This window comes from Undibacterium sp. RuTC16W (assembly GCF_049339445.1).
GTDB lineage: Bacteria > Pseudomonadota > Gammaproteobacteria > Burkholderiales > Burkholderiaceae_D > Undibacterium.
The window spans coordinates 688,502-704,709 of record NZ_JBMPPE010000001.1 but is presented as its reverse complement, the minus strand read 5'-3'; the positions used below and the strand labels follow the sequence as shown (position 1 = coordinate 704,709).

The window sequence follows — 16,208 nt, the reverse complement described above, 5'->3', positions numbered from 1 at the left end:
AGACAGAGCTGAAGAAGCAGAGTAAAAAGAATGAACTGAACTGATCAATTAATCGTCAGTAGCCTGCGCATGAAAGCGCTCACGCCAGCCGAGTATGTGTTCTGCTTGCATGGGTTTGGCGAAGAAATAGCCTTGTACCTGATCGCAGCCTAGAGCGTCGAGCTCAGCCAGAGTCTCAGCAGTTTCTACTCCTTCTGCAATGACCGGCAAACCGAAGTTATGTCCCAGATCAATAATACTTTGCACGATTTGCTTGTCTTGCATCGAGCTTGCCATCCCATGTACGAACATGCGGTCAATCTTCAGCTCATCAATCGGGAAGCGACGCAGATAGGCAAGTGACGAATACCCAGTTCCAAAATCATCAATCGATAAGTGGAAGCCGAGTTTTTTTAATTCAAACAGCAGGTCGGTACTATGTTCTATGTCGTGGATAAACGCACTTTCGGTAATCTCCAAACCGATTGCCGATGCTGGCACATCCCAGATGTTCAACACGCGTTGCAGGATTTTTGGGAGTTGCTCCAGCTCCAGCAGACGGGTCGATAAATTGACCCAGATCAGTACCTCAAGTCCTGCGGCTTTCCAGGTGCAGTAGTCGCGCATGACATTATTCAGTACTCTGAGCGTCAGCGACTCAATCATGCCGGTACGTTCCGCGACATCGATCAGAATATTTGTCGGTACCGTTTTCGGGTGGTCGCCAGGCCAGCGCACCAGTGCCTCGACAGAAATCATGCGACGTGAGGCCAGATCGACTTTCGGCTGGTATACCACCATCAAACTATTGGCATCTAAGACTTCACCCAGCATTTTCGGCAGATCGGCGGCAATGACCTGATTGCTTTCTTCCGTCGCGGCCATCAGGAACTTCAGATTCGCAGCATGCGCATGTTTTTGCGCGGTGTCTGCGGCACGTAATAAGGCAAATGCCGAATGCGTATGCATAGGTGCGCAGGCAATGCCGATGCTTGGGGTTAAAAATACAGTGTGGTCATTGACCTTGATCGGCACATTCAATTCGCTGAGCAATCTGTGTACAGCCAGTACAGACAGGGCTTCGGACGACAGTTGTGGCAGAATGAACCAGCATTCGTTTTCATTGACAAAGACAAACTTATCCTTGCTGCGTAAGACCGGATGGACGCGCAGTAAAAACTGTTGTTTCACTTCTTCAGCGTATTCATCAAGTAAGAGTGCGGCAATCCGGTCCGAGCGTTGCAGCGACATGACCAGTACGGCAACAGACGAGGTTTCATTCGCGGCCGCCATCTCTTTTTGTAATTCGGAAAAAAACACGCTGACGGATGCAAGTTCAGTCAGGGATACTGCCGGCGTGGTTGCTGAGTTAGACATGCATAGTGCCTGATGAGGTCGGTTTAGCCTGATTACGCTCAGGTGAGCTTGATTGGGTCTGTCGGGTTTGTTCAGTTTTTCTGAAGGATTAAGCCTGATAATAATCTCGGCAAGCCAGACCATAGGCACCGTCAGGCAAACCGCGCAGTATCTTCATTCTCTCATTTTCTGAGACATTTTCCTGCAACATTAAGTCCATCAGACCAGGTTTTGCCAATAAACTTTTATCTGCGGCAGTCAGCAAGAGTATTTTTGGCTCCAGTCTACGGATTTTATTATGCTCAAGCACGATACCTACTTCGCCAGTGGATAGTTCTATCATGCTGCCTACAGGGAAAATCCCTACTGCCTGAACAAACTCTTCGACCAGCGGTGCATGTAACTGTGTACCCGCCAGTTTGAACAATTCTTTCATCGCATCAAATGCGGAACGGGTGATGTCATACGGACGTGCTGAGGTCATCGCGGCAAAACTGTCAGCAATCGCCGCCATACGGCCAAAAATACTGATTGCATTACCCGTCAGTCCATTCGGATAACCGCTACCGTCCAGGCGCTCGTGATGTTCACTGATACCGAGCATGACGTTTTTTGCTAATGGTTCTTTACTCTCCAGAATGTCGATACTTGCACTGACATGGGTTTGCATCAGTGAGTTTTCATCTTCGGAGAGTTTTTCCGGTTTTTCGAGCAACGCATCGGGCAGTTCGAGTTTGCCGATGTCGAGTAGCAAGCCAATAAAGCCAAGCTCGGTTAATTGCTGGCGTGAAAAACCGAGATGACGACCCAAGGCCATCATATAAATCGCGACTTTCAGGCTATGCGCATAGGCGTTCGCGTTTTCGGATTGCATGCGAATCAGCCACATCAAAGCCGATGGATTCGAGATCACGCTTTCCGTCAGCAACTGGACTGCGGGCTGTACTTCTTCCAGAACAATGCTGCGATCGTTGTTGAGATCCAGCGAGAGTTTTTTCAGCATGGCATCGGCTTGCGTGATACCGCTGCGTGCATACTTTAGTTCTTCCTCGATTGGCATGCCATCCTGGTATTTAACCAGAGGGATCGAACTTGGTAAGTAATCGTGTTTGCGTTTGCGGGCGGGCAATTTACGGAAATTATTACCCCGCTGAGTTACTTTGCCGTGACTACGTTGCTGGCGCCAGTTTTGCCAGCGCTCCATCCAGCTCAAAGGCGCAAAAATGGTGTCGCGCGGGTATAAGCTGGCGATCAGGGCGCTGAACTGTGGACTGGATCCCGGCGTTAGCTTACTGGCACGATCTGCGCGTACATTCCTGCCATGCCGGTTGCCGGATTTGCTGTTGTGATGGCGTTCAGAACTGGCATAACGCAGGTAATAAGGCTTGGGCTGCTTGGGGCGCTGATTAGTGCTTTTAGCTGGTTTTGCAGCACTGCTAAACAGATTGCTGACCCAGGCAATCAGGGCATGAGTCGTCAGTTCGGTCGTATATTTTTTAGAAACAGAGTCAGCGGGAGACCGTTTGCGCGCCACCAGGGTTTCTTTTAGTCCTGCTTTTGCTAATGGGGCTCTCACCGGTTCTGGCGCTCCGAGTGCTTCGTGTACCACATCCCAGGGCAGATGCAACAAAGACGCAGGATCACTGCGCCGTGGATCGATCACGACTTCGCGCACCAGTGATTGCAGGGTTTGCCAGTCCAGTGTCTCGGTAAGTAAAAAACCTTGCATCATGAACGGTGAATTTACCCAGGGCCGGTCGAGCTCCGAGATAAACATACCCAGGCGCAAATCTTCAATACTGACCCGCAGCGATTGGCATAATTTTCTTTGCTGTTGAATCACGAAGCCGTATCAGTTAGATGGTGAAATATCAGGAATTCTCCAGGCAGATTTCGCCTGATGCTGTATCAATGATAGCGGTAGTTGCTTAAAAAGACTATCGTTGCCAGGCGTCAACAAAAGGCGTTTTGCAAACATGGAATAAACATGTGGTTTTTGGAATTTTTTTGGAATTTTTTGGTTTTTTTTTCTGATACCCAGTTCATGCAGGTTAAAAAAAAAGTCGTGTTTTTTCTTGATTATCAGGATTCCCCAAACCAGGGATTTCCCAGGAAAAAATAAAAAATGCCATGATTTAGCGCATTTTTGCGATTTATCACAATAGTTTGCATTCTTTTGGGGCGATTAGTAGGGTTAACCAAATTTTGATGGTGCGACCAATACGTTCGTCGTGCGGCAAACGGTTTGCCTAGGGAAAGCCCTATTCAATGGTGTTCAAAAAAACCACGAATATTGCCTTGAGCTCAATATCCGTCTACGTATCCGGGCATGATTCCGGCCCAGAGCCCGGTTTGCCAGCTTCGGTATTGACGAGGATCACGTTATCATTACGCCCAAGCAACACACTAAGTTTGTTTGAATTATTTTAAAGACGTTACTTGCATTCGTTATTGCATTAGTCAGTTCTTCCCGAAAACCGGAATGTTGACCACCGTTTTGATCAGGTGGTACCCGCTTACTCTGCAATATGGTCGATGCTTATCGACTTCCCAATCGCGCAATCAGACAGACATGCGTTGAATGGTCTTCTGTCATTTTAGATAGTTCCTCTGCGTTTCGTGTCTTTGCTATTCCTTTTTAATTTACTTGCGGTCGGTCGCAGGCAATGGCGTCAGCTTTGGCTCGCCTCGTTGCTGATGCGTCGATGGCATCAACGTTCTGGAGAAAATATGAAATCTCGCTTTTCAATCGCAGGCCTTGCTACCGGCTCCATCATTGTCGGTATGAGCGCATTCGCACCTGCTGCATTTGCTGCTGAAAATAACGAAGTCGCCGTGCCTATGGGCATCTGGGGTCTGGATTCCGCTATCCTGCCGCTGTCCGGCGTGTACGGCCAGATCGTTGCACCGAGCTACCGCTCTGATACCGTCAAAGATAGCAATGGCGATGATCTGGTATTCCGTAAATCGGTACCCGGCATTCCCGTGGTCCTGAACGGTTCTGTCAAAGCGAGTATCAAGGTTGATGCGATTATTCCAAAACTCGTCTATGTCAGCGAAGACGCCATCTTGGGCGGTCGTTACGGTGGCTACGTTGCAGTCCCTTTATTGAATAAAAAGCGCGACATCACCATCAATATCAACACGCCGTTGCCAGTCGCTTTACAACAAAAAATCAGCACCGATGCATCCGCCGCCGCCAGCGGTAGCCGCAGTGGTGTGGGTGACGTTGAACTCGCCGGCTTCATCAGCTGGAAGTTTGAAAGCTTGTCTCTGGTCGCCGCCATGAACATCGATGTGCCTACCGGCTCTTTCGATAAAAACAGTCAGGTTAATCTGGGTCTGAATTCTTATTCTTTCCGTCCTCTGGTATCTGCGGCATGGTCTACTGACTCTGGTTTTGATCTGGCGGCATCGCTGGCTTATAACTACAGCACGGCGAACCGCGACACCGATTACAAGTCGGGTCAGTACGTGCATCTCGAATATATCGGCAGCTATCAGTTCTCCAACAATGTCAAAGCAGGCCTGCAAGGGTATTACCTGCAACAAGTGACGGACGATCAGGATCCTAACGGCACTAGCGCCTTAACCATCGTGAACGGCAATCGCGCCCACGTTGCATCGCTTGGCCCTATCGTCAGCTACCAGACCGATGATTTGAAAACACAGGTGGAATTCAAATATCTGAAGGAATTTTCCGCACGCGCACGTCCGGCAGGCGGCTTCGCCCTGTTGACCTTGAGTCGTTTGTTTTAATCAGCCAGCGCCTGCTGCCACTGGGATCAGTTGCAGCAGGACAGTAAGGACACATCATGACCACATCAAATTACCTCGTGCAGACAATGCGTACTGCATGCATCGCCTTATTTTTATCCCTGACAGCTGTGCCAGCAGCGCATGCTGGCAAGGATCCTGTACCAGCGACGCTGGAAGAGACACAACAGCTTGACGGACAAACCCTGTTATTGAACGGCAGCGGCCCGCATGTGATCAAGCGTGTAAAGATTTTTAATATCGGTATCTACACACCGAAGCTCAGAACCACGAGCCAGGAATTGTTAGCATCTACCGGTCCCATCCGTATCAAGCTGGTGATGTTGAAAGAAGTCGAAAGCGAATTAATGAGCCGTCGCTTTCTGGCAGACATCCGCTCCAGTACCACCAAGGAAGAGCGTAATCAGCTGGTGCATCAGTTGCTGGCGCTGGGGGAAGGTTTTGCAACAATCGGCGACTGGAAAGTCGGCGACGTCATGACGATAGACTGGACTCGCGGCAAGGGTACGGTATTTCGTTCCAACAATAAGCAAATCGGCGAAACCCTGAAAGACGATTTGACCATGCAAGCGATTTTGAAAATCTGGTTGGGTGAAAACGTCGCAGATAATAAACTCAAGCGTTTATTGTTAGGCGATAAGGAATAAAAGAGGCGTCAATGGGAACCCGCAGGCCGGATGCGGGTTCCCAAGGTTTTTCGTGCCAACAGGCGCACTCTCCTTGCGGATTCGTTTTGAGAATTGTAGAAGTTCCTTGCCGGTATCAAGAAAATCAGGGATGTGATGCTGTTTGATAAAACAGTGCCACATCCCTGATTTTTTAGAGCGTAAAATTTTCTATGCCGGTCTATTCATCGAGTGCGGGCAACACCTGTACCTGCAAGGCGCTAGCCTGTCCTTTGACGTGATAAATCTTGTGTGTTGCTTTAATAAAATCACTGTCTTTGGCGTCAAAAATATTCGGCACATAGGTTTGCGGATTGCGGTCGATAAACGGGAACCAGCTTGACTGTATCTGTACCATAATCCGGTGACCGCGCTGGAAGGTATGCAGCACATCGTTGATACTGAAATTCACCTTCGTCACCTGATCCGGCACAAAAGGTTTAGGGTTAGAAAAACTCTCGCGGAAGCGCGCCCGGAAAGGCTCTCCCCTCACCAGTGTTTGTTGCGCACCGCGATTAATCTCTCCTTCTGGCGTGGTCATTTCAGCCGGGTTCACATCAATCAGTTTCACGACGAAATCCGCATCCGTTCCCGTCGTGCTGACAAACAGATCGGCAGTTAGCGGCCCTGCCAGGGTGACATCGCGTTCCAGTACCTCGGTCTGGTAGCTCACGACATCAGGACGACGTGAAGCAAAACGCTGATCTGCTGCCACGTACTGACTGCTCCAGCGAGTCGAAATTTCTGTGGTGTAAGGCACAGGTTTCGCCGGATCGCTGATGTATTCGTCAAATGCCGTATTGTTTGACTTGTCGTCAGGCGCGCTGAAATCGAGTTTGCCATTTGCGTGAAAATACAGCGATTTCGGCGTCACATTTTTGGGTGGCCAGGCATCAAAGCCACGCCAGCGGTTGGCACCGGTCTCAAACATCCAGGCCTCAGGCAGGTTTGGTTTATCGCCACCTTTGAGATGATGTTTGAAGAACGCGAATTCGACAGGCTGATAACTCAATGCGGTCTTAAAACCGAAATGTGCATCCCCCACTTTATCCCCGTCGCTACGGGTCCAGCCTCCGTGTGTCCACGGACCGATCACCAGCGTATTGCTGATGCCGGGGTTCAGCTTCTCTATGGCTTTGTAGGTTTGCAAAGGACCATACAAATCTTCTGTGTCATACCAGCCGCCGACGGTCAGTACAGCGGCTTTAATGTTTTTTAAATGCGGCAGCAGATTATGGCTTTGCCAGTAGCTGTCGTAATTCGGATGCTGCGCAATTTCATTCCAATACGGGATCGCATTTTTAAAATACTTGGGATTGGCATTCGACAGAGCGCCGAGATCGATAAAAAACTGATAGCCGTCTGGCGTGCCGTAGTCAAACGGCTTGTCCTTGTCGACATCGGTCGGTACTGGTCTTGGTTTGGCAAAGCCGCTAAAAAAACCGAAGGCCATTTGTAAATTAAAGGCGCCGTTACGATGCATGTCATCACCACGGAACCAGTCGGCAATCGGTGCCTGTGGAGAGACAGCTTTTAATGCCGGATGCGAATCGATTGCGCCAGCCGAAGTATAAAATCCCGGGTAAGAAATACCCCACTGGCCGATTTTTCCATTGTTGTTCGGGATGTTTTTGATTAGCCAGTCGATGGTGTCGTAGGTGTCGGTGCTTTCGTCAAAATCGGTCTTGGACTTCTTGTCGATCTGCGGGCGCATATTCACATAATCGCCCTCGGACATCGTGGTGCCGCGCACATCTTGAAAAACAAAAATAAACCCTTCTTTCTCATAGTCCGCAGTCGCTCCTAAAAAGCGTTTGTACTGTGAACTGCCATACGGGCCGACGGAATACGGTGTGCGCTGCATCAGCATCGGATAGCGTTTGCTGGCGCTGGCATCATTCGGAATATACACCGCAGTGAACAGGTGCTTGCCGTCACGCATAGGGATGCGGTATTCAAACTTACTGTAATTTTTTCTCACATAGTCGCTGCGCAGTTTGATCTGTTCACTGCGCTCATCGAGTGCTTGCTCATTACTCTGATCGCTTTTCCCAACGATAGTGCCAGCCTGGATCAGCGGCGAGGCAGCGCTCATGACGAGGCCCGCAATGATCCATGACAAGCGTGACGCTTTGTTCATGCACTTCTCCCTGTGGTGTTTGCTTTGGTATTTATATTGGTTTAAGGCCTGTTGATAACGCAATCGCAATTCGATTTCGTTATCAACAGGCCTTAGGTCTTCTCACTGCGCACAAGTTCCGTGCAGCAAAAAATTTAGCGGATCTTGTTCAGAGTTTTTCCGGGTCAAAATCCGGTAAGCCAGGTTCGATCTGACTGACGCTGTCACGTCCCTTAGCTTGCGCAGCCAGCAGCGCCTGACGGGCCCTGTCCAGCATGGCTTCGGCGCTGTCGCCTTGCGCATTCGTAGTGAGGCCGGTACAAAAAGAAATCTGCACTTGTTCAGCGATACCGGTCCAGTCAATTGCCCCATAAGTTTGCTTGAGGCGATTAATCGCTTTGATACTCTGATCTATCCAGGTCGTTGGCATGACGATCACGAATTCGTCGGCATTATTGCGACCGAAGGAATCGAGAGTGCGCAACAGTAGCTGGGTTTCTTGTGTGAGCCGGCGCAGAATCTGCACCGCGACGGGACGGCCATAGCGCTCCATCATTTCTTGAAAACCATCGATACGGATAATCGCTACCGAGAAGGTGTGTCCGGTACGGTGTGAGCGGTTTAGCTCAGCATTCAGACTGTCGATCAGTGCATTACGGTTCAGTGCGCCGGTCAGCGGATCGTGTCTGGTCATGCGCTCCAGATGTGCCATTACCGTTTCCAGCAAAGGCAGCACGGCTTCTTTTTCACCGCCGTTTTTGAGCTGATGAATGGCTTGTGATAATTGCAGCTCAGCTTTCCGGTTTGGTGGGGTTTTGTCATTCGACATTGGGTTCTCCAGATACCTTCATTGTCAGACGCCTGGTCGGATGTAAACCTGGCATCAGGCGCGTGTCAGGCAATAAGTCAGGTGATAATACGGTTACTCTACCATTTTGATGTTTGCTGTCAGCAATTTTCCATGCAACCCCAGTCGCTTTTTACTTTTTCTGTCTCACCTTGCCAGCTTCTGGTCTCCCGTTTTTTTCCGGGGATTGAGCTCTGGGTGAAACGCGATGACTTGCTGCATCCTCAGGTCTCGGGCAATAAATTCCGCAAACTCAAATACCCGTTACAACAACTCGCAGGTCGTTCGCCGACGCTGGTCACCATGGGCGGTGCCTGGTCGAATCACCTGCATGCCACTGCGCATGCGGCGGCGCTGGCTGGCTGGTCGTCTATTGGCCTGGTGCGTGCAGCACCTGAAATGCAGACGGCGACGCTCAATGATTGTCGTGCCTTAGGAATGCAGATCGTTCCGGTGACACGAGATGCTTACCGTGTACTGCGTGAACAAACGGAGGCCTGGCGTTCTCAGCTGGCATCGCACATACGGGCAGATGTGGCAGTGGGAGCTAAGACCGCAGAGGCAGATTACGTGTGGCTGCCTGAAGGTGGCAGTACTGCCGATGCCCTGCACGGAGTGGCGGAGCTGGTTGATGAGGCGATTGCGCAAACCGGTTTTGTCCCGGATAGCATTGTGCTCGCGTGTGGTACCGGCGCGACACTGGCGGGTGTCCTCGCCGGTTTGCGTGGTCGCTCTCAGGTCGTTGGTATTGCTGCTTTAAAAAACGCGGCGTATTTGCATGACGAGATTGCCGATCTGCTCAGACGTGCAGCTTATCCGGCCTATGAGAATTATGCCTTGCTCACGGAACATCATCACGGCGGCTACGGTAAAGCACCACCGGTATTACGTGAATTTTGTCATGCGTTTACCGCCGAGACGGGGATCGCGATCGAGCCGGTTTATACCGGCAAAGTCCTGTATGCGCTGATGCAGCTGTGCCAGAGCGGCCAGTGGCAAGGCGGGAAGCGGGTGCTGATGGTGCATACCGGCGGTTTACAAGGCGCCCGTGGCTTTGCGAGCCTCTAAAGCTTCCATAGTGAAAATCACACCGATAGGACTGATGCAAAAATCAAGACCGCTCATCACAGAGGCACAGAGACAAAGAGAGCAGTCAGGAATAAGCGGTTCCATGAAATATCGATTAAATGGCTCTTGGAAGTTCCTCTTTGCTTGATGGACCACGGGCTTACTTTGCTATCCTATATTGCGGACGGGAGCGCGTCGTTTGAATGCCAATAAGCTCTAGTGTGATATCACAACGTCGTTCATCGGACGGCGCCAGCGCTCTTCAATCCTTGCGTCATCATGACGATATCCAAGTGCGATAACTAATGGAATGACAGAACCGCGTGGCAGACCTAAAAGCCTGGCGACCTTCGTTGCAGAAAAGCCTTCCATCGGGCATGAGTCTATTCCTCTCGCTGCCGCCCCCAGCATGATCGTTTGAGCAGCAAAAACCGCATTACGCGCAGCCCAATGGCGGCTGCCAATGTGACCAACCGGTAGCAAGGACAATGTTGGGCGTATCATTGCGGCGACAGAAACAAGCGGCGTCCAGATTGGCAGTCCTCCGATGCCAATAATCTTTAGAAATTTAGCGATGTGCTTGCGGTGGTAGTTTTTGGACTTTTCTGCCAGCGTAGAGGACGAATCTAGATGGGCGAGTTGCGTTGCGGCGGTTTTCCGGGCTATTGCAGGACTGGCGACGACGACGATCAACTCTTTGGCTGATGCCGCCGCTTTCTGACCGTTACAAGCCTTTGCAATAAGCTCTTTCAGAGCCGGCGTGCGAATCCAGTGCAACTCGTAAGGTTGCAGATTCCCGCTTGAGGGCGCATACACCGCCTCCGCCAGCAATGCCTCCACGTCCTCCTGAGGAACCGGGGTAGAGTTAAATTCGCGAATTGCCCGGCGAAAGCGATTCGCAGCCTGGAAGTCCGCCCAAGGCGGCAGCTGATCCTGGATGTTCATAAGTTGACTAGTCCTTTAGGGATTGATGATGCGTTATTGCGTTAATGTTGAGTGCCATAGCGTCGCCAGGTATTCGTGAAAACCGCTTACCCTTACCCCGCGAACCGTGGAGCGGATGCGCTATCTTTTCGATGAGACGAAAGGACATCCCTCTTCGCGCCAAATCGATCGCCAGTGCCAATCCGGCTGTACCTGCACCACAAATCAGCACGTCGGTTGTAACTTTCTCTTTCATCACTACCTTCATATGTGTAATATGCACATATTAATCGGGAGGAAAAATGGCGTCAAGAAAAAAAGTGCAAAATACACATATTAATGCTCAGCTTCGCGAACTTCATGGGGCTTTGCTTGAGATTGTCAGCGTGATGAACCGTCCTCAGCGAGATGAGGCAATGGTCCGGGAGGCAGGAATATCTCTGGATCGCGCCTTATTTCCTTTGCTGGTGCTGGTGGAGCGGCTCGGTCCCATCGGTGTAGTTGAGCTGGCGGATCGTGTCGGGCGGGACTACACCACGGTAAGCCGGCAAGTCGCGAAGCTGGAAAGTCTCAGCTTGATTGACCGCCAGGAAAGTACGACGGATCGCCGTGTACGCGTGGCCGTTGTTACGGCGAGCGGCAAAGCGATGACGGATCGTATCGATGAAGCGCGTGCACGGATCGGACAGGCTATTTTCGCCACTTGGGATGAGCAGGACGTGAAGGATCTGGTGCGGCTCATGGGTAAGTTTGCTAATGATATTAAGGGAGATGTCCCAGCCGCAGCCTCCGCTGAAGTGGAATAGCAGGCGTGACTTTCGTCAGTTCTGTATCCAGGGAATATTTTTGTGAGGCGACTATGCTGATGTAATTTATATACTGAGTAGGTGTATCGCTTAAAATAGTGCTGATTGCGCAGGTTTTACCTAGGGATTAAAAAATACTCCCCTTATTCTTATGTAACTCAATCACTAATCACCCGTAAAACGAGTTCTGAAAATCACCAATAGTCACCTTCATTCACTATCCTTTACCCACATTCATCATCGGCATTTATGCAAAAGAGTAAAAAAGTCCTGATCCTCGGTTTTGTCTGGGCCGAGCCAGCGTCATCGGCGGCAGGTAGCCGCACTCTGGAATTCATGACACTGTTTCGTGCGCAGGGCTGGCAGGTGGTGTTTGCTTCGGCAGCGACCTTGTCGGAGCACCGTGCGGATTTGTCGGCGCTGGGTGTCGAGGAAAAAAGTATTCAACTCAATTGCGACAGTTTCGATGGGATGCTGGCGGAGTATCAGCCGGATATGGTCGTGTTTGACCGTTTTTTTACTGAAGAGCAGTTCGGCTGGCGGGTGGCGCGGACTTGTCCGCAGGCCTTGCGGGTATTGGACACCCAGGATCTGCATAGCCTGCGTCACGCGCGCCAGTTATTGCTGAAGCAGTCGCAGCAGTCTTGCCATAACGAGATCACGCGTCAGAGTGTCCCGCCGGTGACAGCCAGCCTTGCTGAATTACGTCATGTGATGGCAAGTGACGATCATAGCCAACGCGAGATTGCTGCGATTTACCGGTGCGATCTCAGCTTGATGATCTCGGATGTGGAGCAGGCTTTTTTGCAAACCGAATTTGGCGTCCCTGCTTATCTGTTGCATCACTGTGCCCTAATGCTGATCTCACCGGCTGGCGACATGCCGCGCCCGGAGTTTGATGAGCGTGCGCATTTCCTGACGATCGGTAATTTCCGGCATGCGCCGAACTGGGATTCGGTCTTATGGCTGAAGCATGCGCTCTGGCCTACATTGCGGCAGCGCCTGCCACAGGCGCAACTGCATGTTGCCGGTTCGTATCCCCCACCCAAGGCCAGCGCCTTGCACAATCCGGCACAGGGATTTCATATGATTGGCTGGGTACCTGATGCCCACGCTGCCATGCGGCAAGCGCGGGTTTGTCTCGCGCCTCTGCGTTTCGGTGCGGGGATCAAAGGCAAATTAGCCGATGCCATGGCATGTGGTACGCCGAGTGTGACGACCACGATCGGGTGCGAAGGCATGGCGGGTAACAGTGCTGACGCGCACTGGGGCGGAGTGATTGCCGATGACGCGGAACATTTTGTGCAGGCGGCGGTCGATTTGTATCAGGACCGCGCTGCATGGCAACAGGCGCAGACCCGCGGCGACCAGATTGTGCAGCAGCGCTTTGATCGTCCGCGTATTGCGGCTGAATTACTCATGGCACTGGAAGATGCCGTGCAACATTGCGCAGAACGGCGGCAAGCGAATTTCGTCGGATTGATGTTGCGCCATCATCAGCACAAAAGCACGCAGTATATGTCGCAATGGATCGCCGAAAAAAACCGGCTGGCAGCGACTGACGCAACGCCGCCAGAACCCGCTTAAGTCCTAGTTTTAATACCGGTGCTCATCCACCAGATGCTTGGTAAAACTGTATTTGGTACCGCCCTGTAAAACATCCACCATCTTCTTCGGATTCGCTGCCGAAATAAAAATATCAGCGATACCGTCTTTGACCCGGAATTTGGTTGCCGGGCTCAGGATATTGTTTGCTTTAATACATAAGTGGCGAATGGTTTTGGCTTTTTCATTGCAGATCAGAAAGTGGCATTCCTTGCGAAAATTCGCCAGCGGAATGTTCAGCCACCAGCCCTCATCGCTAACGTAGCGCACGACCTTGGAGAATTGTGTATTGCCTTCGTTGAGCAGATTCAATTGCAGAGAGTCGTTGGCAATCTGGATGGCTTCGGATTTATTCATGATGTTCTTCATTCAAGGCGAGATAGACGATATTCGGCAAGGATACAGTGCGTAATTGCAAAACTTAGCAAGATTTATCGTTTTGTAAAGAATTTTGTAAAAAAAAAGCGCAAAATAGCTCGCAAGTAGAACTTGAGTAAAGCTATATGCCTTGAGTTTGCTCATTTCTGGTGCCAGCACCGGGCTCGCTATACTAATTATATTAATTCAGGAGAACCATCATCATGACTGCGTCCCTAACTTTACTATCCTCACCGCTACTGCGTCGTTTGTTCCGTCAGTCCGCCGCCGCGTTGCTGATCAGCAGTTTGTCCACCATGTCAGCCCTGGCTGCAGAGCGGACTTTTTTTGAGGCACCTGCTGATAATGCAGAGGTGACTTCACCGTTTAAAGTGAAATTTGGTCTGGAGGGCATGAAGATCGCCCCGCTTGGCGATATGACGGATAAGACCGGTCATCATCATCTGATCATCGACGGTGTGGCGGTGACATCAGGGACGCCGGTGCCTTTCGATGAAAAGCATATGCACTTTGGCAAAGGCCAGACCGAGGTGGAATTGTCTCTGCCGCCAGGCAAGCACACGCTGACCCTGCAATTCGGCAACGGCGCGCATCAGTCGTATGGCCCCGGCATGAGCAAAACGATTAGCGTCACGGTATTGCCAGCGGCGAAATAAACTCGCTGGGTTCTTTTCTTTGGATCTGTTGTTCCTCAAGATCTGTTTATTGCCTGCAGATTTCCCTGAACACGCGAGCTCGCGCGTTCAACCTGTGCGCTCTTTTTTTTGGTGGATTTTGAATGACCGCAGCATCCCAGTCTAGTACGTCTTTTTCTTTACGCACGGTATTGATTGTCCCGTATGTGGCCTTGGTGCTGGGTTTGGCGATCGTGATTGGCCTGCTGTCTTATCGCGCCGGTAGCCGCGCGGTGTTGACGGTTTCCGAGCATTTGTTGCTAGAGACGGTGGGGCGTATCGGTCAGGCGATTGATCGCCATGTGGTCGGCTCAGGCGCGACGCTCGAAGCGGCATTCCCGAATGGCATGGTGGCACCGGAAGCGATCGAATCCGACATGTATAACTTGCGCACGCGCTTCTGGATCGCGACCTCGTTGCATATTGATCCGAATAATTATGTGTATTACGGTAATAAAAATGGGCAGGCGATCGGTTTGTTCCGTCATTCCATGCAAGACGGCGAATTACGCGTCAAGATCAAGCCGGAAGAAATGCGGACCAAATACCGGTTTAGCGGCATCGACGGCGAGCTGAAATTTGCTTCCCGTGAGACCAAATTATTCGATCCGCGCGAACGACCCTGGTATAAGGCTGCCAAAGCCAATCTGAAAGACACCTGGACTTCGGTCTATATCGATTTCGGCACCCAGGATCTGGTTGCCACCCGCGCCCGCCGTGTGCTGGATAGCCATGGCGAAACCGCAGGCGTTGTTGCGACCGACATGTCCTTGCGCTCGCTGAATGATTTTGTGCGTAAGCTCAAAGTCTCGCCGAATGGCCTGGCTTTTATCATTGAACCGAACGGCAATCTGATTGCCTCCTCGGTGACTCAAAATGTAAAACCTTTGCCGGATGGCAGCTATGTACGCATCAGCGCAGCCGATAGCGGCAATGCCCTGCAATCCGCGATATATACCGAAGTGCAACATGCGCTGAGCACGGCAGAGGGACCTTCCGGCGCCAGAACACTTAGTTTTTATACAGAAGACGGACAAAAAATCCATGTCGCCTTTGACCGCATTGTAGACAGTGCCGGACTCGAATGGATTAACGTGGTCGCGATGCCGCGCAAGGACTTTATGGGCGGCGTGATTGAGAACGTCATGTTGAATGTGCTGATCAGCGTGATCGCCGCGCTGATCGCTGTTGCGGTTGGTTTCAGGATCCTGAATTGGGTCGCCAATGATCTGAAGCGCCTGTCAGTCGCCGCCGGGATGGTGGGTGATGGTCAGCTCGATGCACCGGTTGGTATCCACCGGCGTGATGAAATTGGCGAACTCGCCAAAAGTTTTGAACTCATGCAGCACCGCTTGCAAACAGACCGGCTCACAGGGCTGTCAAATCGCGAGAATTTTGTGCGCCGGCTGGAAAATAAAATCACAGAAGCGAAGCACGATAAACGTGCCCAGCCTTTTGCGATTCTGTTCATCGATTTGAACGGCTTTAAACTCATTAACGATCAATACGGCCACGACATTGGCGACCGCGCGCTGATCGAGATCAGTGAGCGCCTGAAAGCCAATATCCGCGCCGGTGATCTGGTCGCTCGCTATGCGGGGGATGAGTTTGTAGTGATGCTCAACGGCGTCGCTGATCGTGAGGCGCTGGAACCTATCCGCCAGCACATTGAGGATGCCTTGCATGCACCCTGGCTGGGAGAGGCTACTATGCAGGGACAAAGCGCTCAGCTACTGGGCGGCGCCATCGGTGATGCGTATTTTCCGATGGATGGCGACGACGCAATCAGCTTGCTGAAAACCGCTGACAGAAATATGTATCTGAACAAATTTGGTGCTCGTAAAACATAATCCGCATGTTTCATGCGGGTCGTAGCCTGATTTGGTCGGGTAAGGTGCATTTAATATAGGTCTTTAGGATTTTCTAAACGGGAATTTCTAAAAACATGATGCGCTTGCTGTCCTGCGTTTTGGATTAACTACCGCGTTTGATTTCCTAATTTAACATCCT

General features: G+C 51.1%; 14 protein-coding genes. 7 read left to right on the top strand and 7 right to left on the bottom strand.

Annotated elements, in window-relative coordinates:
* Window positions 1-48 precede the first annotated feature (48 nt).
* Window positions 49-1,356 (bottom strand): putative bifunctional diguanylate cyclase/phosphodiesterase, encoded by a 1,308-nt coding sequence (locus ACO0K4_RS03050; RefSeq protein WP_422955120.1) that lies wholly within the window; start codon window positions 1,354-1,356, stop codon window positions 49-51.
* 88 nt (window positions 1,357-1,444) lie between these two features.
* Window positions 1,445-3,178 carry an HD-GYP domain-containing protein gene (locus tag ACO0K4_RS03045; protein ID WP_422955119.1) on the bottom strand — a complete coding sequence of 578 codons (1,734 nt, stop codon included), beginning with the start codon at window positions 3,176-3,178 and terminating at the stop codon, window positions 1,445-1,447.
* An 887-nt stretch (window positions 3,179-4,065) separates the two neighbouring features.
* Here ACO0K4_RS03045 and ACO0K4_RS03040 point away from each other — a divergent pair.
* Both ACO0K4_RS03040 and ACO0K4_RS03035 read left to right on the top strand, forming a co-directional pair.
* Window positions 4,066-5,094 (top strand): SphA family protein, encoded by a 1,029-nt coding sequence (locus tag ACO0K4_RS03040; protein ID WP_422955118.1) that lies wholly within the window; start codon window positions 4,066-4,068, stop codon window positions 5,092-5,094.
* Between the two features lie 56 nt (window positions 5,095-5,150).
* Window positions 5,151-5,759, top strand: coding sequence for a chalcone isomerase family protein (locus tag ACO0K4_RS03035; RefSeq protein WP_422955117.1), 609 nt, complete (start codon window positions 5,151-5,153; stop codon window positions 5,757-5,759).
* Between the two features lie 199 nt (window positions 5,760-5,958).
* Here ACO0K4_RS03035 and ACO0K4_RS03030 read toward each other — a convergent pair whose 3' ends face one another.
* Together ACO0K4_RS03030 and ACO0K4_RS03025 are read right to left on the bottom strand one after the other, a co-directional pair.
* Complete coding sequence (locus ACO0K4_RS03030; RefSeq protein ID WP_422955116.1) at window positions 5,959-7,917, bottom strand: CocE/NonD family hydrolase; 1,959 nt, start codon at window positions 7,915-7,917, stop codon at window positions 5,959-5,961.
* Window positions 7,918-8,065: 148 nt separating this feature from the next.
* Window positions 8,066-8,725, bottom strand: a complete 660-nt coding sequence (locus ACO0K4_RS03025) for a GGDEF domain-containing protein (protein WP_422955115.1) — start codon at window positions 8,723-8,725, stop codon at window positions 8,066-8,068.
* Between the two features lie 132 nt (window positions 8,726-8,857).
* Between ACO0K4_RS03025 and ACO0K4_RS03020 the strand changes: the two genes are divergently transcribed.
* On the top strand, window positions 8,858-9,811 hold the full coding sequence (locus ACO0K4_RS03020) for a 1-aminocyclopropane-1-carboxylate deaminase/D-cysteine desulfhydrase (protein WP_422955114.1): 954 nt from the start codon (window positions 8,858-8,860) through the stop codon (window positions 9,809-9,811).
* Between the two features lie 216 nt (window positions 9,812-10,027).
* Here ACO0K4_RS03020 and ACO0K4_RS03015 read toward each other — a convergent pair whose 3' ends face one another.
* Both ACO0K4_RS03015 and ACO0K4_RS03010 read right to left on the bottom strand, forming a co-directional pair.
* On the bottom strand, window positions 10,028-10,756 hold the full coding sequence (locus ACO0K4_RS03015; protein WP_422955113.1) for a nitroreductase family protein: 729 nt from the start codon (window positions 10,754-10,756) through the stop codon (window positions 10,028-10,030).
* Between the two features lie 7 nt (window positions 10,757-10,763).
* Entirely contained in the window at window positions 10,764-10,991 is a 228-nt protein-coding gene (locus tag ACO0K4_RS03010; protein ID WP_422955112.1) for an FAD-dependent monooxygenase, read from the bottom strand.
* Window positions 10,992-11,037: 46 nt separating this feature from the next.
* Between ACO0K4_RS03010 and ACO0K4_RS03005 the strand changes: the two genes are divergently transcribed.
* Together ACO0K4_RS03005 and ACO0K4_RS03000 are read left to right on the top strand one after the other, a co-directional pair.
* Entirely contained in the window at window positions 11,038-11,541 is a 504-nt protein-coding gene (locus ACO0K4_RS03005; RefSeq protein ID WP_422955111.1) for a MarR family winged helix-turn-helix transcriptional regulator, read from the top strand.
* A gap of 249 nt (window positions 11,542-11,790) precedes the next feature.
* Window positions 11,791-13,128, top strand: a complete 1,338-nt coding sequence (locus ACO0K4_RS03000) for a glycosyltransferase (protein ID WP_422955110.1) — start codon at window positions 11,791-11,793, stop codon at window positions 13,126-13,128.
* Window positions 13,129-13,137: 9 nt separating this feature from the next.
* Here ACO0K4_RS03000 and ACO0K4_RS02995 read toward each other — a convergent pair whose 3' ends face one another.
* Window positions 13,138-13,503, bottom strand: coding sequence for a hypothetical protein (locus ACO0K4_RS02995; RefSeq protein ID WP_422955109.1), 366 nt, complete (start codon window positions 13,501-13,503; stop codon window positions 13,138-13,140).
* A 224-nt stretch (window positions 13,504-13,727) separates the two neighbouring features.
* Between ACO0K4_RS02995 and ACO0K4_RS02990 the strand changes: the two genes are divergently transcribed.
* Entirely contained in the window at window positions 13,728-14,180 is a 453-nt protein-coding gene (locus ACO0K4_RS02990) for a DUF4399 domain-containing protein (RefSeq protein WP_422955108.1), read from the top strand.
* Window positions 14,181-14,302: 122 nt separating this feature from the next.
* Entirely contained in the window at window positions 14,303-16,048 is a 1,746-nt protein-coding gene (locus ACO0K4_RS02985; protein WP_422955107.1) for a diguanylate cyclase domain-containing protein, read from the top strand.
* The last annotated feature ends 160 nt before the right edge of the window (window positions 16,049-16,208 follow it).

Bases quoted from the DNA above. Each gene is read 5' to 3' on its own strand.
- ACO0K4_RS02990 (WP_422955108.1), top strand. From the start codon at position 13,728: ATGACTGCGTCCCTAACTTTACTATCCTCACCGCTACTGCGTCGTTTG.
- ACO0K4_RS03005 (WP_422955111.1), top strand. From the start codon at position 11,038: ATGGCGTCAAGAAAAAAAGTGCAAAATACACATATTAATGCTCAGCTT.
- ACO0K4_RS03030 (WP_422955116.1), bottom strand. From the start codon at position 7,917: ATGAACAAAGCGTCACGCTTGTCATGGATCATTGCGGGCCTCGTCATG.
- ACO0K4_RS02985 (WP_422955107.1), top strand. From the start codon at position 14,303: ATGACCGCAGCATCCCAGTCTAGTACGTCTTTTTCTTTACGCACGGTA.
- ACO0K4_RS03050 (WP_422955120.1), bottom strand. From the start codon at position 1,356: ATGTCTAACTCAGCAACCACGCCGGCAGTATCCCTGACTGAACTTGCA.
- ACO0K4_RS03025 (WP_422955115.1), bottom strand. From the start codon at position 8,725: ATGTCGAATGACAAAACCCCACCAAACCGGAAAGCTGAGCTGCAATTA.
- ACO0K4_RS03020 (WP_422955114.1), top strand. From the start codon at position 8,858: ATGCAACCCCAGTCGCTTTTTACTTTTTCTGTCTCACCTTGCCAGCTT.
- ACO0K4_RS03010 (WP_422955112.1), bottom strand. From the start codon at position 10,991: ATGAAAGAGAAAGTTACAACCGACGTGCTGATTTGTGGTGCAGGTACA.
- ACO0K4_RS02995 (WP_422955109.1), bottom strand. From the start codon at position 13,503: ATGAATAAATCCGAAGCCATCCAGATTGCCAACGACTCTCTGCAATTG.
- ACO0K4_RS03035 (WP_422955117.1), top strand. From the start codon at position 5,151: ATGACCACATCAAATTACCTCGTGCAGACAATGCGTACTGCATGCATC.
- ACO0K4_RS03040 (WP_422955118.1), top strand. From the start codon at position 4,066: ATGAAATCTCGCTTTTCAATCGCAGGCCTTGCTACCGGCTCCATCATT.
- ACO0K4_RS03015 (WP_422955113.1), bottom strand. From the start codon at position 10,756: ATGAACATCCAGGATCAGCTGCCGCCTTGGGCGGACTTCCAGGCTGCG.
- ACO0K4_RS03000 (WP_422955110.1), top strand. From the start codon at position 11,791: ATGCAAAAGAGTAAAAAAGTCCTGATCCTCGGTTTTGTCTGGGCCGAG.